This window comes from Pseudomonas sp. Root569 (assembly GCF_001427465.1).
GTDB lineage: Bacteria > Pseudomonadota > Gammaproteobacteria > Pseudomonadales > Pseudomonadaceae > Aquipseudomonas > Aquipseudomonas synxantha.
In genome coordinates, this window is sequence record NZ_LMGQ01000002.1 from 123,712 (window position 1) to 138,329 (window position 14,618).

Here is a 14,618-nt window from a genome sequence, read left to right on the forward strand (position 1 = left end):
GGTAAGACAATGCTGCGAATCCTGTTGATCAATGACACTGCGCGCAAGGTCGGGCGCCTCAAGGCTGCGCTGACCGAGGCTGGTTTCGAAGTGATCGATGAGTCGGGGCTGACCATCGACCTGCCCGCACGCGTCGAAACGGTGCGCCCGGACGTGATCTTGATCGATACCGAGTCACCCGGTCGCGATGTGATGGAGCAAGTGGTGCTGGTCAGCCGCGACCAACCCCGGCCCATCGTGATGTTTACCGATGAGCACGACCCGCACGTGATGCGTCAGGCAATCAGGGCCGGGGTCAGTGCCTATATTATCGAAGGCATCCAGGCCCAGCGCCTGCAACCGATCCTTGATGTGGCCATGGCCCGCTTCGAGAGCGACCAGGCCCTGCGCGCCCAGCTTCACGCCCGCGACCAGCAGTTGGCCGAGCGCAAGCGCATCGAGTTGGCCAAGGGCCTGTTGATGAAAATGAAGGACTGCAATGAAGAAGAGGCCTACACCCTGATGCGCCGCCAGGCCATGAGTCGCCAACAGAAACTGATCCAGGTGGCGGAGCAGATTATTGCCATGAGCGAGTTGCTCGGCTGATCTGGCTCAGCTCTTGCTAAACAATCCTGACAGGTAGCCAACGGCGGTTGCCCCTCCACGACAAAGACGTCGCCCATCCGGTTTGCCCCTCGCGAACCTGGTGGCGGCGTTTTTTGCGTTTTGGTCCCCTAGCCCCCAACCGTTGAGGTGCATGATGAAATCAAGCTTTTGGAAATCCGGGCATACCCCGACCCTGTTCGCCGCGTTCCTGTATTTCGACCTGAGCTTCATGGTCTGGTACCTGCTGGGCCCGCTGGCGGTGCAGATTGCCGCCGACTTGCAGCTGACCACTCAACAGCGTGGCCTGGTGGTGGCGACACCGATCCTGGCGGGCGCGCTACTGCGCTTTCTGATGGGCATGCTGGCCGATAAGCTATCGCCCAAGACCGCAGGTTTGATTGGTCAGGTGATTGTGATCGTGGCGCTGTTCTGTGCCTGGAAACTGGGGATCCACAGCTACGAGCAAGCCTTGCTGCTGGGCCTGTTCCTGGGCATGGCTGGTGCCTCCTTCGCGGTCGCCCTGCCCTTGGCGTCCCAATGGTACCCGGCGGAACACCAGGGCAAGGCCATGGGCATCGCCGGCGCCGGTAACTCCGGGACCGTGTTCGCCGCATTGCTGGCACCGGTGCTGGCGGCCGCGTTCGGCTGGAGCAACGTGTTCGGCTTTGCGCTGATTCCGCTGGTGCTGACGCTGATCGTGTTCGCCTGGCTCGCACGCAATGCACCAGAGCGGCCGAAAGCCAAATCCATGGCCGACTACTTCAAGGCCCTGGGCGACCGCGACAGCTGGTGGTTCATGTTTTTCTACAGCGTGACCTTCGGCGGTTTTATCGGCCTGGCCAGCGCCCTGCCCGGCTACTTCAACGACCAGTACGGCCTGAGCCCGGTGACTGCCGGCTACTACACCGCCGCCTGCGTGTTCGGCGGCAGCCTGATGCGGCCCTTGGGCGGCGCCCTCGCGGATCGATTCGGCGGGATTCGCACCCTGCTCGGCATGTACGGCGTGGCGGCGGTGTGCATCGCTGCAGTAGGTTTCAACCTGCCGAGTTCTTACGCGGCATTGGCGCTGTTCGTCTGCACCATGCTCGGCCTCGGCGCCGGTAATGGCGCGGTGTTCCAACTGGTGCCCCAGCGTTTTCGGCGCGAAATCGGCGTGATGACCGGACTGATCGGCATGGCCGGCGGTATCGGTGGCTTTGCCCTCGCGGCGGGCATGGGTGCGATCAAGCAGAGTACCGGCAGTTATCAACTGGCCCTGTGGTTGTTCGCCAGCCTCGGTGTGCTGGCCTGGTTCGGCCTGCATGGCGTGAAACGGCGCTGGAGAACCACCTGGGGGTCGGCCGCCGTGACCGCCGCACGCGTTTGATGAGCCTGCAACTGAGCGTCGCCCAGGCCAGTGCCATCGGCCCGCGCAGCGAAAACCAGGATGCGCTGCGCGTGGTCACGCCCCTGGCGGAACTGGCGGCGAGCAAAGGCTACCTGTGCGCACTGGCCGATGGCGTCAGCCAATGCGCCGACGGTGGCCTGGCCGCACGCTCGACCCTGCAGGCCCTGGCCCTGGACTACTACGCCACGCCGCAGACCTGGGGCGTGGCCCAGGCGCTGGAGCGTCTGCTGCTGGCGCAGAACCGCTGGTTGCAGGCCAATGGCGGCGGGCAACCGTTGCTGACTACCTTGAGCGCCCTGGTGTTTCGCGGCCGGCGTTTCACCCTGGCCCATGTCGGCGATTGCCGGGTATATCGCTGGCTCGACGGCGAGTTGCAACGCATCAGCGAAGACCATGTGTGGGAACAGCCGGGCATGCAACATGTGCTCAAGCGCGCCCTCGGCCTGGATCAGCACCTGGTGCTGGATTTCCTCGACGGCGAACTGCGCGAAGGTGAATGCTTCCTGCTGCTCAGCGACGGGGTGTGGGCCACGCTGGGCGACGCCAGCATCGGCACGATCCTGCGTGAACAAAGCGACCTCGACCTGGCCGTCAACACCCTGGTCAACGCTGCGCACCTGGCCGGCAGCCAAGATAACGCCAGTGCGTTGCTGGTGCGCATCGACCAACTCGGCGCCGCCACCCTCGGCGACGCCCTGGTGCAGTTACAGCAATGGCCGCTGCCGCCAGTGCTGAAGGCCGGCCAGACCTTTGAAGGCTGGCGAGTGGAGAACGTGCTGGCCGAGAGTCGGCAGTCGCTGCTGTATCGGGTCCGCGATGCCCAGCATCAACCCTGGCTGCTCAAGACCCTGCCACTGAGCCACGACGACGACACCGAAGCGGCCCAAGCCTTGTTGTCGGAAGAATGGTTCCTGCGCCGAGTCGCCGGCCGCGCCTTTCCTGAAGTCCACGCCGCCAGTGGTCGTCAGCATTTGTACTACGTCATGCGCGAATATCCCGGCCAGACCCTGGCCCAGCTGTTCCAGCAGCAAGGCCCGTTGCCGCTGGCGCAGTGGCAGACTATCGCCGAACGTTTGCTGCGCGCCGTAGGCCTGCTGCATCGCCGACAGATCCTGCACCGCGATATCAAGCCGGAAAACCTGCTGCTGGGGGACGATGGCGAACTGCGGGTGCTGGACTTCGGCCTGGCCTACTGCCCTGGGCTGTCTGAAGACCGCGCCCATCTGCTGCCCGGCACCCCGAGCTTTATTGCACCGGAAGCCTTCGGTGGCGAGCAGCCTACGGCGCAACAGGATTTGTATGGCGTTGGTGTGACCTTGTATTACCTGCTGACCGGGCATTACCCCTACGGCGAAATCGAAGCCTTCCAACGCCCGCGCTTTAACCAGCCGGTCAGCGCCAGCCGCTATCGTCCCGACTTGCCGGATTGGTTGCCCCTGAGTCTGGAACGTGCCGTGGCCATCCTTCCCGCCCAACGTTATGAAACCGCCGAAGAATGGCTGCTGGTACTGGAACAGGCCGACCGCCGCGAACTCAATGTACGACCACGGCCTTTGCTGGAGCGCGAACCGCTCAAGGTGTGGCAGACCCTAGCGGTGGCTTCGCTGCTGATCAATCTGGTGCTGATGTACTGGCTTTTGCACCACTAACGAGCAAAATCCGCCGAGGCTCTATTTAGACGCCCAATAAAACAGGGGGCATTCGAACTTGGCACAGCTGCTGCATTAGCTTTCCCAACAACCCACATACAGCCGCCCCTTCAACGACGAAGGCGCGTGCTTCCCGAGAGAACGGGACCAGGACAAAGGCGTCCTCGCTAGCTGACTAGCGGGGACGCCTTTTTTTGTTTGCGCGTGTTTGGTCGGAGAGCGACATGAAAAAACTCAAGCTGGTGATGATCGGCAACGGCATGGCCGGGGTGCGTACCCTGGAAGAACTGCTCAAGCTCAGCAGCGACATTTATGACATCACCGTGTTCGGCGCCGAGCCCCACACCAACTACAACCGCATCCTGCTGTCGCCGGTGCTGGCCGGTGAGCAAACCTTCGAAGAGATCGTACTCAACGACCTGGACTGGTACCTGGACAACAACGTCAAGTTGCTGCTCAACCGCAAGGTGGTGCAGATCGACCGGGTCAAGCGCAGAGTCATCGCCGAAGACGGTACTGAGGCCGAATATGATCGCCTGCTGATCGCCACCGGTTCCACGCCGTTTATCCTGCCGATCCCCGGCAACACCCTGCAGGGCGTGATTGGCTACCGCGATATCGCCGATACCCAGGCCATGATCGACACCGCCAAGACCCACAAGCATGCGGTGGTGATCGGCGGCGGCCTGCTCGGCCTGGAAGCTGCCAATGGCCTGATGCTGCGTGGCATGCATGTAACCGTGGTGCACCTGGGCGAATGGTTGCTGGAACGCCAGCTGGACAAAACCAGCGGCCAACTGCTGCAGACCGAGCTGGAAAGCCGTGGGCTGGTGTTTCGCCTGTGCGAACAGACCCAGGCCCTGCACGACGCCGGCAATGGCCGGGTCGGCTCGGTGCAGTTCAAGAATGGCGACATCATCCCCGCCGACCTGGTGGTGATGGCCGCCGGTATCCGCCCCAATACCGAACTCGCGGAAAAGTCCGGCATCCCCTGCAACCGTGGGATCCTGGTCAATGACACGATGCAAACCTACGATCCGCGCATCTACGCCATCGGCGAATGCGCCAGCCATCGCGGCATCGCCTATGGCCTGGTGGCGCCCCTTTTCGAACAGGCCAAGGTCTGCGCCAACCATCTGGCCCAGCTGGGTTTTGCCACCTACAAGGGCTCGGTCACCTCGACCAAGTTGAAAGTCACCGGCATCGACCTGTTCTCCGCCGGCGACTTCATGGGCGCAGAAGGCACCGAGACCATCACCCTCTCCGACCCGATCGGCGGCGTGTACAAGAAGCTGGTGATCAAGGATGACATCCTGGTCGGTGCCTGCCTGTACGGCGACACCGCGGATGGTGGTTGGTATTTCCGTCAGATTCGCGAGAACCACGCCATTGGCGAAATTCGCGATCACCTGATGTTCGGTGAGAATGCGCTGGGCGACGTCGGCCACCAAGGGCAGGACAAGGCCATGAGCATGGCCGACAGCGCCGAAGTCTGTGGCTGCAACGGCGTGTGCAAGGGCACCATCGTCAAGGCGATCCAGGAACAAGGCTTGTTCAGCGTCGACGAGGTGAAAAAGCACACCAAGGCCGCCAGTTCCTGCGGCTCCTGTGCTGGCCTGGTGGAACAGATCCTGATCAACACCGTGGGCGGTGCCGCCGACGTTAAACCCAAAAGCGAAAAGGCCATCTGCGGCTGCAGCGATCTCAATCACGGGCAGATCCGCCAGGCCATCCGCGAGCAGCACCTGCTGACCATCGACAGCACCCTGCGTTACCTCAACTGGCGCACGCCCAATGGCTGCGCCACCTGCCGCCCGGCCCTCAACTATTACTTGATTTCCACCTGGCCCGGCGAGGCCAAGGACGACCCGCAATCACGGCTGATCAACGAGCGCGCCCACGCCAATATTCAGAAAGACGGCACCTACTCGGTAGTCCCACGGATGTGGGGCGGTGTGACCAACCCCTCGGAACTGCGCCGAATTGCCGACGTGGCCGACAAGTACAACGTGCCGATGGTCAAGGTCACGGGCGGCCAGCGTATCGACCTGCTCGGCATCAAGAAGCAGGACTTGCCGGGCGTATGGAAGGACCTGGATATGCCGTCAGGCCACGCCTACGGCAAGTCCATCCGCACCGTGAAAACCTGCGTGGGCAGCGAGTTCTGCCGATTCGGCACGCAGAACTCCACGCAACTGGGCATCGAGCTGGAGCATGACCTGTTCAATATGTGGTCGCCCCACAAGGTCAAGCTGGCGGTCTCCGGCTGCCCACGCAATTGCTCGGAAGCGGGGATCAAGGATGTCGGAATCATCGGCGTCGACTCTGGCTGGGAGATGTACATCGGCGGCAATGGCGGGATCAAGACCGAAGTCGCGGAGTTCTTCGTCAAGCTGAAAACCGCTGAAGAGGTGCGCGAATACAACGGCGCGTTCCTGCAGCTGTACCGTGAAGAAGCTTTCTACCTGGAGCGCACGGTGCACTACCTGCAACGGGTTGGCATGGAGCATATCAAGAAGGCGGTGCTTGAGGACCCGGCCCGCCGCAAGGCCCTCAACGAGCGCCTGCAGTTCTCGCTGTCATTCGAGCAGGACCCGTGGAAAGAGCGTCTGGAACAGCCGCTGCTGAAAAAGGAATTCGACGTTATCGCTGTCAAACAGCTGGAGGTCTCGCTATGAACTGGCTGGATATCTGCGCCCTGGATGAAATCAACACCCTGGGCTCGCGCATCATCAGTGGGCCGAAAGGCGACATCGCGATTTTTCGCACCAGTGACGACGAAGTCTTCGCCCTCGACGACCGATGCCCGCACAAGGGCGGCCCGCTGTCCCAAGGCTTGATCTACGGCAAGCGCGTGGCCTGCCCGCTGCACAACTGGCAGATTGACCTGGCGTCCGGCGAAGCCCAGGCCCCGGATATCGGCTGCGCCCACCATCACCAGGCCCGGGTGGAAAACGGTCGGGTGATGCTGGCCCTACGGGACGCTGGTTGATGAACCGCCAGACCACCGCGTCCACCTGCTGTTATTGCGGGGTGGGCTGCGGCGTGCTGATCGAGCACGACGGCGTGCAGATCCTCGGCGTGCAAGGCGACCCAAACCACCCGGCCAACTTCGGCAAGTTGTGCAGCAAAGGCGCGAGCCTGCACCTGACCGGCGACTTGAGCGCGCGCGCCCTGTACCCGCAATTGCGCCTGGGCAAGGACTTGGCACGCACGCGCACCGATTGGGGCACCGCCCTGGAACACGCGGCCACTGTGTTCGCCGACACCATCGCCGAACATGGGCCCGACAGCGTGGCGTTCTATATCTCGGGGCAGCTGCTGACCGAGGATTACTACAGCTTCAACAAATTAGCCCGGGCCTTGGTTGGCACCAACAATATCGACAGCAACTCACGGCTGTGCATGTCTTCGGCCGTGGTCGGCTACAAACGCAGCCTGGGCGCCGATGCACCGCCGTGCAGCTATGAAGACCTGGAAAACAGCGACTGCGTGATGATCGTCGGCAGCAATATGGCCTACGCCCACCCGGTACTGTTCCGACGCCTGGAGCAAGCCAAGGCGCAACGCCCGCAGATGAAAGTGGTGGTGATTGACCCTCGGCGTACAGACACCTGCGATTTGGCTGACCTGCACCTGGCAATCCTGCCGGGGACGGATGTGGCGTTGTTCCATGGGATCTTGCATCTGCTGCTGTGGGAAGGCTGGATCGACCACGCCTTTATCCAGGCCCACACCGAGGGCCTGGCCGAGCTGAAACGCCTGGTGCATGACTACACGCCGCAAATGGTCACGCAGCTGTGCGGCATCAGTGTCGAGCAGTTGCGCCTGTGCGCCCAGTGGATAGGCACTTCCAGTAGTTTTTTGTCGCTGTGGTGCATGGGGCTTAACCAATCCACTGCTGGCAGCGCGAAAAACAGCGCATTGATCAACCTGCACCTGGCCACGGGCACCATTGGCCGGCCGGGCTGCGGGCCGTTTTCCCTGACTGGACAACCGAATGCCATGGGTGGGCGCGAGACCGGCAGCCTGTCCAACTTGCTGCCGGGCCATCGTGACGCAGCCAACCCAGAACATCGCGCCGAGGTCGCGCGTTATTGGGGCGTGGATCAACTGCCGGCGCCCACCGGCCTCACTGCGATCGAACTGTTTGAACAGGTGCAGGCCGGCAAGATCAAGGCCCTGTGGATCGCCTGCACCAACCCTGCCCAATCCCTGCCAGACCAGAGTGCCGTGCGCGCAGCCTTGGCGGCGTGCCCGTTCGTGGTGCTACAGGAGGCGTTCCGCACCACCGAAACCGCCGCCTATGCCGACCTGCTGCTGCCGGCAGCCAGTTGGGGCGAAAAGGACGGCACCGTGACCAACTCCGAACGGCGCATTTCCCACGTACGCCATGCCATCGACCCACCGGGAGAGGCGCGGGCGGACTGGGCAATCACCGTGGATTTCGCACAGCGCCTGGAACAGCGCCTGCGGCCCGGCGCGCCCAGCCTGTTCGCCTTTGAAGAGCCGGCGCAGTTGTTTGATGAATTCAAGCAACTGACTCAAGGCCGTGACCTGGACTTGTCGGGGATCAGTCATGCCCTGCTCGACCAGCTTGGCCCACAGCAATGGCCATTTCCCGAGGGCGCGCAGACGGGTACGCCGCGCCTGTACACCGACGGTATTTTCCCCACGGACGATGGCCGGGCGCGGTTTATCGCCGACCCTTACCGCGCCGCCAAGGAACAGCGTGACGCACGATTCCCCCTGACCCTGATCACCGGGCGCCTGCGCGACCAGTGGCATGGCATGAGCCGCACCGGCACGGCCGCGCAGTTGTTCGGGCATGTCAGCGAGGCATTGTTGGGCCTGCACCCGGACGAACTGCGTCGCCATCGTTTCAAAGAAGGTGACCTGGTCAACCTGAAAAGCCGTCGAGGCAATGTGATCGTCGCCGTCAGCAGCGATGACAGCGTGCGCCCCGGCCAGGCGTTCCTGCCTATGCATTGGGGCGACCGCTTTCTCAAGGGTGGCGTGAACGTTCTCACCCAACCGGCGTTCGACCCACTGTCCAAGCAGCCGGAACTCAAGCACAGCGGCGTGCGCCTGGAAGCGGTGCAACTGCCGTGGCAGCTGTTTGCGCTGATCGAGGGCGATGTGCAGCAACACTTCGAAGCCCTGCGCCCGCTGTGTGAGGGCTTTGCCTACGTGAGCCTGAGCCTGGCCGGACGTGAGAGACCAGCGCTGCTGGTGCGGGCGGCACATACCGAGGCACCCGACCTGCAACAGCTGAACCGCATTGACCAACTGCTGGGACTGGACGACGGGCCGGTCATGGCCTACGACGACCCGCGCCGCTCAATCGGCAAGCGCGTGAAGATCGAGAAGGGACGCATCACCGCCCTGCGCCTGGCCGGCGAAACCCTGGCCCGTCACTGGCTGCAAAGCCTATGGCTGGAAGGTCGCGCCGACGAACAGCTGCGACGCTGGCTCCTGGCGCCATTAAGCGCGCCACCAGGCGGTGCGGCGGCCAGCAGCAAGATTTTGTGCAACTGCAAGAACGTCAGTGAAAACGCCGTATGCGCAGGTATTGCCCAGGGCCTGGACCTGGACGGCCTCAAGCAGGAACTGGGCTGCGGCACGCAATGCGGCTCCTGCGTACCGGAAATCAAACGTCTTTTGGCCAGCACCCCGCAGCCAATCGCAATCAGTGTGTGAGGGAACAACATGAGCGCAAAAGTGTGGCTGGTAGGCGCCGGGCCCGGTGATCCGGAATTGCTGACCCTCAAGGCGGTCAGGGCCCTGCATGAGGCGGATGTGGTGCTGATTGATGACTTGGTCAACCCGGCAGTACTGGAACACTGTAACGCTGCACGGGTGGTGACTGTCGGCAAGCGCGGTGGCTGCCGCTCCACGCCCCAGGAATTTATTCACCGCCTGATGCTGCGTTATGCACGCCAGGGTAAATGTGTGGTGAGGCTCAAGGGCGGCGACCCGTGCATCTTTGGTCGCGGTGGTGAAGAGGCGCTGTGGCTGCGCGAGCACGGCGTTGAAGTTGAATTGATCAATGGCATCACAGCAGGGCTGGCGGGTGCGACCAACTGCGATATTCCGCTAACGCTGCGCGGTGTCAGTCGCGGGGTGACATTGGTCACCGCCCATACCCAGGACGACAGCCAACTGAACTGGCGCGCACTGGCCGAAGGTGGGACCACCTTGGTGGTGTACATGGGAGTGGCGAAGCTGGAGGAAATTCGTCAACAACTGCTGGACGGTGGCATGGCGGCTGATATGCCCGTGGCGATGATCGAAAACGCATCGCTGCCCCGGCAGCGCGAATGCCGCAGCAATCTGGCGCGGATGCATGAGGACGCGCAGGCATTCGCCTTGAAAAGCCCGGCGATCCTGGTGATTGGCCACGTTGCTGCTGCCGCACAGACGGCTTGTGTCGCTGCAGCGGCCAGCGCCTGAGGCAAATTACAGGCGAAAAAAACCCGGCCTAAGCCGGGTTTTTTTATAAAGCCAGGCTAATTACTTAGCAGTGGCTTCAACAGCAGCTTCTACGCGACGGTTAACAGCGCGGCCAGCTTCAGTTGCGTTGTCAGCAACTGGGCGGGACTCACCGTAACCTACGGAAGTGATGCGGCTTGGAGCTACGCCATCTTTAACCAGGACTTGCTTAACAGCGTCAGCACGACGCTGGGACAGCTTCTGGTTGTAGGCGTCTGGACCGATGGAGTCAGTGTGACCAGCAACTTCTACGTTGGTGTCTGGGTACTGAGCCATGAAGTCGGCCAGGTTTTTCACGTCGCCGTAGCTGTTAGGCTTAACAACCGACTTGTCGAAGTCGAACTTAACGTCCAGCTCAACACGAACAACCTGAGCAACCGGAGCTTCTGGCTCTGGAACTGGCTCTGGAGCTGGTGCTGGGGTAGGAGCTGGAGCAGCTGCGCCAGCGTTACCGCCGAAGTTCACGCCCAGGCCAACCAGTGCGGAGTAGTCCCACTTGCCGTTGTCCAGACCGTAGTCAGCTTCAACACCAGCACGTGCGTACAGGTTGTTGGTGAAGTAGTACTTCACGCCGGTACCGATGGTAGCGAAAGTGGTCTGGTCGCGACCGCTGTGGCCATCAGCCTTGACGTTGGTACGGCTCTGGTGGCCGAAACCGCCTTCAACGTATGGACGCAGGCTATCAACGCCAGCCTGACCGAAGTGGTACTGGGCAACGAGGCTGCCAGTGTCACCTTTGATCTTCTGGTTGCCAGTGCCGTCGTTCGAACGGGTGTGGTTGGTCTTGTCGTACGACAGATTCAACGACAGATCGTCGGTCAGGAAGTAACCAATGCGAGCGCCTGGGTTGAAGCCGTCTTCGATGTGCTTGACGCTATCGTTGTACTGCTTCTTGTAGAACAGCTCGCCTTCAACTGCGCCTTGGCCTTGTGCCAGAACGCCGAAAGAAGTAGCGGCAATAAGAGAACCAATGGCCAAGCCCAAGGTGTTTTTCAGTTTCATCCGTTAAATCCCCATCTGGTGATTGTAAAGCAGTCCCACAAACCGGGGGACAACTCGGCGACAAGTCTAACAGAACTTGCCTACACGTAAGAGATATTTGCTACGCACTAAGTTTCAGTCTCGCCCGCAAATTTCTCACGTAATTTATCAAGAGCACGTTTGTAACGCATTTTTGTAGCACTCAAGCCCATATGCATGATGTCAGCGATTTCCTGAAATTCCAGCTCTGCGACAAAGCGAAGCACCAGAATTTCTCGGTCAATCGGGTTCACATGCACCAACCAGCGATCAAGTCCGCCCTTCTCCTCGGGTGCCGGCGCCTTTTCCTCAGACGCCTCCTCAAGGGGGTCCAGACTCAAAGCGTCCATCAAGCGACGCTTTCGCCGTTCCTTCCGATACTGCGTGATGCACTCGTTGTACGTGATGCTGTACAGCCATGTCTTGAACTTCGATTTGCCCTCGAAGTTCTTCAGGCCGTAGAGCACCTTGAGCATCACTTCCTGACAGACATCATCCGCATCTCTATCGTTCCCCAAATACCTTGAACAAACGTTGAACAGAGTGCGTTGATACCTGCGCATCAATTCTTCGTACGCACGTGTTACGTGAAACAGCTCCGTGTGCGAGCGCGCGACCAACTCCTCATCAGAGAGCTCACGTGGGTCATAGCGCGTGGACAGCGTTTGGGCTTTATTCAAAACAAGTCGTGCCGACAGTCAGGTCAATGTCCGTTGCAACCCGGTCACCCGGGTTCGCGGCGGCGTACATTAGCAGGGTTTTCCGGATTAGCGGCTACTGACCTGCTGCTCAAGGAGAATCCTGTTGGACAGCGACACCAGTTCCCCGTCATCGGTCAGCACGGTTGTCTTGACTGTGCCGATCTCCTCGATTTGCCCTTCGACCTCGCCCACACGCACCTGTTGCCCAACTTGATACAGCTCACGCACATAGATTCCCGCAAGAATCTGGCCGGCAATTTCCCGGCTTCCCAAGCCCATGGCCAGCGCAACGGCCAGACCAACGGTAATCAAAACAATCACAATCACGTGGTTGAGCAGGTCAGTCTTGACCTCCAACTGGCTGATCGCGACAGAAATACTGATGATGATCACCAGCCCCTGGGCGATTCGCCCCAGGCCTGCCGCATAGTCCAACCCCACGCCTTCGGCGGCCCCGCGCACCAGCCCGTTGGCCAGTTGCGCCAGTAAAACCCCCACCAGCAGCACCAGCGCGCCACCGAAGACTTTCGGCAAATACAGCGCCAGCATGTCGAGCGTAGCTGAAACTCGCTCAAGTCCAAGGGATTGAGCCGCAGAAACCAGAAAAATAAGTAGAACGAACCAGTAGACGATCTTGCCGATCAGGGTCGAAATCGGCACTTGCAACCCTGCCCGGCCCAGCAACTTGGTAAGGCCGGTGCCGGCCATCAGGCGATCCAGCCCCAGTTTCGCCAGCAACTTGGACAGCAGGGTATCGAGCAACTTGGCCACGACAAAACCCAGCAATACCAGGACCAGGGCGCCAAACAGGTTGGGAATGAAATTCGCCACCTTGGTCCACAATGCGGTCATCGCGGTGACCAGGCTCTGGGTCCAGAGATCAAGTTCCATATTCAATCAGCCTTATCAGCGGTGCGAGCAAGAGGTTTACGACGGGAAACCGGTGAAACATGGGCCGAACCGTTGTTCAGGGCCATCATCAATGCCGGCAGCCAGCGCCCGAGCAGACCGAACAGATCTCCCGCCCCGACCTGACGGTTGGCGGTTTTCAGTACGCGACCCAGGCAAGCATCGTCATCACGATTGGATGGCGAGGCATTGAGCATGTCACGCAAAGACTGTTCGAACGGATCGTGCATAAGAGACCTCTCGCAAGTGTTTTAAAAGACGAGGGTAAATTTCATGGGGTCACATCGGCCCCTTCTTACGTTCAGCTCATATTCAGGTCAAACCCAGCGCAATCGTCGAAATAACCACCACTGCCCGAGTGCCACAGAGACCATCAACAGGCAGGCAATCATGAATCCATAAGGGCTGGAAGAGAACGGAATGCCCCCCACATTTATACCGAGCAACCCGGTGAGAAAACTCATCGGCAAGAAGATCCCGGTAATGATCCCAAAGCGGTACATGGTGCGGTTCATACGCACGCTCAAGCGCCTATCTTCGGCCTCAAGCACAAGCCCCACGCGCTCTCGCGCCAATTCCAGCTCTTCCAGGTAACGGGTCAGGCTGTTGTGCAATTCATTCCAATAGTCGGCATCGTCGTCACAAAACCACGCCAGTTTGATCCGCGTCAGCTGGGCGAAAATATCCCGCTGCGGCGCCAGGAAACGCTTGAGCCCTGCCGCTCGCCGACGGATCTGCAAAACGCTGCCGTGCTCCGGGGTATACCGTTCGTCGGCATCGAGTTTTTCTTCCTCGGCATCGACGATTTCAGACAAGGACGTGACCAGATCCTGCACTTTATTGGTCAGGTACTGGGCCATATAAAGGATGAGTTCAGACGCAGTCCGTGGGCCCTTACCCTCCGCCAATTGCACCAGCAGCTCATCGGTCGCACGCAGCGGGCGCAAACGCAGGGAAATCACCCGGTTGGCGGCGGCGAAGATGCGTACCGAGACCATGTCCTCGGGCTCGGCGCCTGGGTTGAGGTTGATCCCGCGCAGAAACAACAGCAATTCGGCGTCCGGCAGCGGCAACAGCCGTGGGCGAGTGTTCTCTTCCAACAGCAGGTCGCAGGCAAACTCGCTCAGGCCGCTGGATTTGCGTAGCCAGGTCTGGGTCTGGGGATGGCTGCGATCCCAATGCAGCCACAGGCTTTCATGGGGCTGCACTTGCAAATCGTCGAGCTCAGTCCGGGCAATCGAACGCGCACCGCCTTTACCGTCCAGCACCAGGGCATGTACCAGCCCCCATTGCGCGTTCTCTTCCTCGAACATCCTCACCCCTATCGGCTACTGCGGTTTATTCAGGCATTTTCAGCGGGTTGGGCGATACGATCACGCCGTTGTTATCGGCATAGATGTACTCGCCCGGGCGGAACGTCACGCCTGCGAACGTCACCACTACGTTCAGGTCACCCAGACCGCGCTTATCGGTTTTCATCGGGTGCGAGGCCAGCGCCTGCACGCCCAGGTCGGTCTGGGCGATAACATCGACATCACGGATGCAACCGTAGATCACCAGCCCTTCCCAGCCGTTTTTCGCGGCTTTCTCGGCGATCAGGTCGCCCAGCAACGCACGACGCAGGGAACCGCCGCCATCGACCACCATGACTTTGCCGGCGCCAGGCTGGTCCGCCTGTTCCTTGACCAGGGAGTTATCTTCGAAGCATTTGATGGTGACTATCTCGCCACCAAAGGAGTCTCGGCCACCGAAGTTGCTGAACATCGGTTCCACTACCTGCACGAGCTCCGGGTAGGCGTCACACAGGTCGGGGGTCACGTAATGGTTCATCGAGAAACTCCTGTCGTCAAAGAAGAGGTCAAACATCCACGCTGT

General features: G+C 60.8%; 13 protein-coding genes. 7 read left to right on the plus strand and 6 right to left on the minus strand.

Translation table 11 applies throughout. The features are described 5' to 3' along the window. The first annotated feature begins 9 nt into the window (after window positions 1-9). The 7 genes from ASD70_RS03355 (at window position 10) to cobA (ending at window position 10,074) form a co-directional block, all read left to right on the plus strand. The gene (locus ASD70_RS03355) at window positions 10-585 is read left to right on the plus strand and encodes an ANTAR domain-containing response regulator (protein ID WP_046071668.1); all 576 of its coding nucleotides are present in this window, start codon (window positions 10-12) and stop codon (window positions 583-585) included. A 154-nt stretch (window positions 586-739) separates the two neighbouring features. Beyond that, window positions 740-1,951, plus strand: a complete 1,212-nt coding sequence (locus tag ASD70_RS03360; protein ID WP_056845650.1) for a nitrate/nitrite transporter — start codon at window positions 740-742, stop codon at window positions 1,949-1,951. Next, window positions 1,951-3,621: a bifunctional protein-serine/threonine kinase/phosphatase gene (locus tag ASD70_RS03365; protein ID WP_056845651.1), complete on the plus strand. Its 1,671-nt coding sequence runs from the start codon at window positions 1,951-1,953 to the stop codon at window positions 3,619-3,621. Before ASD70_RS03360 ends, ASD70_RS03365 begins: the two co-directional genes overlap by 1 nt. 224 nt (window positions 3,622-3,845) lie before the next feature. Next, on the plus strand, window positions 3,846-6,299 hold the full coding sequence (nirB, locus tag ASD70_RS03370) for a nitrite reductase large subunit NirB (protein ID WP_056845652.1): 2,454 nt from the start codon (window positions 3,846-3,848) through the stop codon (window positions 6,297-6,299). Continuing rightward, complete coding sequence (gene nirD / locus ASD70_RS03375) at window positions 6,296-6,613, plus strand: nitrite reductase small subunit NirD (RefSeq protein WP_005790365.1); 318 nt, start codon at window positions 6,296-6,298, stop codon at window positions 6,611-6,613. The genes nirB and nirD overlap by 4 nt, the downstream gene beginning before the upstream one ends. After that, on the plus strand, window positions 6,613-9,321 hold the full coding sequence (locus ASD70_RS03380) for a nitrate reductase (RefSeq protein WP_056845653.1): 2,709 nt from the start codon (window positions 6,613-6,615) through the stop codon (window positions 9,319-9,321). The genes nirD and ASD70_RS03380 overlap by 1 nt, the downstream gene beginning before the upstream one ends. 9 nt (window positions 9,322-9,330) lie before the next feature. Beyond that, window positions 9,331-10,074: a uroporphyrinogen-III C-methyltransferase gene (gene cobA, locus ASD70_RS03385; protein ID WP_056845654.1), complete on the plus strand. Its 744-nt coding sequence runs from the start codon at window positions 9,331-9,333 to the stop codon at window positions 10,072-10,074. 60 nt (window positions 10,075-10,134) lie between these two features. Here cobA and ASD70_RS03390 read toward each other — a convergent pair whose 3' ends face one another. The 6 genes from ASD70_RS03390 to rraA all read right to left on the minus strand — a co-directional run bounded on the left by ASD70_RS03390 (window position 10,135) and on the right by rraA (window position 14,573). Continuing rightward, the gene (locus ASD70_RS03390) at window positions 10,135-11,115 is read right to left on the minus strand and encodes an OmpA family protein (RefSeq protein WP_046071663.1); all 981 of its coding nucleotides are present in this window, start codon (window positions 11,113-11,115) and stop codon (window positions 10,135-10,137) included. Window positions 11,116-11,222: 107 nt separating this feature from the next. Then, on the minus strand, window positions 11,223-11,813 hold the full coding sequence (gene sigX / locus ASD70_RS03395) for an RNA polymerase sigma factor SigX (RefSeq protein ID WP_003193286.1): 591 nt from the start codon (window positions 11,811-11,813) through the stop codon (window positions 11,223-11,225). Window positions 11,814-11,900: 87 nt separating this feature from the next. After that, the gene (locus ASD70_RS03400) at window positions 11,901-12,725 is read right to left on the minus strand and encodes a mechanosensitive ion channel family protein (RefSeq protein WP_003193288.1); all 825 of its coding nucleotides are present in this window, start codon (window positions 12,723-12,725) and stop codon (window positions 11,901-11,903) included. A 2-nt stretch (window positions 12,726-12,727) separates the two neighbouring features. After that, on the minus strand, window positions 12,728-12,973 hold the full coding sequence (locus ASD70_RS03405) for a hypothetical protein (protein ID WP_005790375.1): 246 nt from the start codon (window positions 12,971-12,973) through the stop codon (window positions 12,728-12,730). 87 nt (window positions 12,974-13,060) lie between these two features. Then, complete coding sequence (locus ASD70_RS03410; protein WP_046071662.1) at window positions 13,061-14,056, minus strand: zinc transporter ZntB; 996 nt, start codon at window positions 14,054-14,056, stop codon at window positions 13,061-13,063. 25 nt (window positions 14,057-14,081) lie between these two features. Beyond that, window positions 14,082-14,573 (minus strand): ribonuclease E activity regulator RraA, encoded by a 492-nt coding sequence (gene rraA / locus ASD70_RS03415; RefSeq protein ID WP_056845655.1) that lies wholly within the window; start codon window positions 14,571-14,573, stop codon window positions 14,082-14,084. Window positions 14,574-14,618 lie beyond the last annotated feature (45 nt).

Coding starts and splice junctions, on each gene's coding strand:
- nirD (WP_005790365.1), top strand. CDS start 6,296: ATGAACTGGCTGGATATCTGCGCCCTGGATGAAATCAACACCCTGGGC.
- ASD70_RS03400 (WP_003193288.1), bottom strand. CDS start 12,725: ATGGAACTTGATCTCTGGACCCAGAGCCTGGTCACCGCGATGACCGCA.
- rraA (WP_056845655.1), bottom strand. CDS start 14,573: ATGAACCATTACGTGACCCCCGACCTGTGTGACGCCTACCCGGAGCTC.
- ASD70_RS03355 (WP_046071668.1), top strand. CDS start 10: ATGCTGCGAATCCTGTTGATCAATGACACTGCGCGCAAGGTCGGGCGC.
- nirB (WP_056845652.1), top strand. CDS start 3,846: ATGAAAAAACTCAAGCTGGTGATGATCGGCAACGGCATGGCCGGGGTG.
- ASD70_RS03405 (WP_005790375.1), bottom strand. CDS start 12,973: ATGCACGATCCGTTCGAACAGTCTTTGCGTGACATGCTCAATGCCTCG.
- ASD70_RS03365 (WP_056845651.1), top strand. CDS start 1,951: ATGAGCCTGCAACTGAGCGTCGCCCAGGCCAGTGCCATCGGCCCGCGC.
- ASD70_RS03410 (WP_046071662.1), bottom strand. CDS start 14,056: ATGTTCGAGGAAGAGAACGCGCAATGGGGGCTGGTACATGCCCTGGTG.
- cobA (WP_056845654.1), top strand. CDS start 9,331: ATGAGCGCAAAAGTGTGGCTGGTAGGCGCCGGGCCCGGTGATCCGGAA.
- ASD70_RS03390 (WP_046071663.1), bottom strand. CDS start 11,115: ATGAAACTGAAAAACACCTTGGGCTTGGCCATTGGTTCTCTTATTGCC.
- ASD70_RS03380 (WP_056845653.1), top strand. CDS start 6,613: ATGAACCGCCAGACCACCGCGTCCACCTGCTGTTATTGCGGGGTGGGC.
- ASD70_RS03360 (WP_056845650.1), top strand. CDS start 740: ATGAAATCAAGCTTTTGGAAATCCGGGCATACCCCGACCCTGTTCGCC.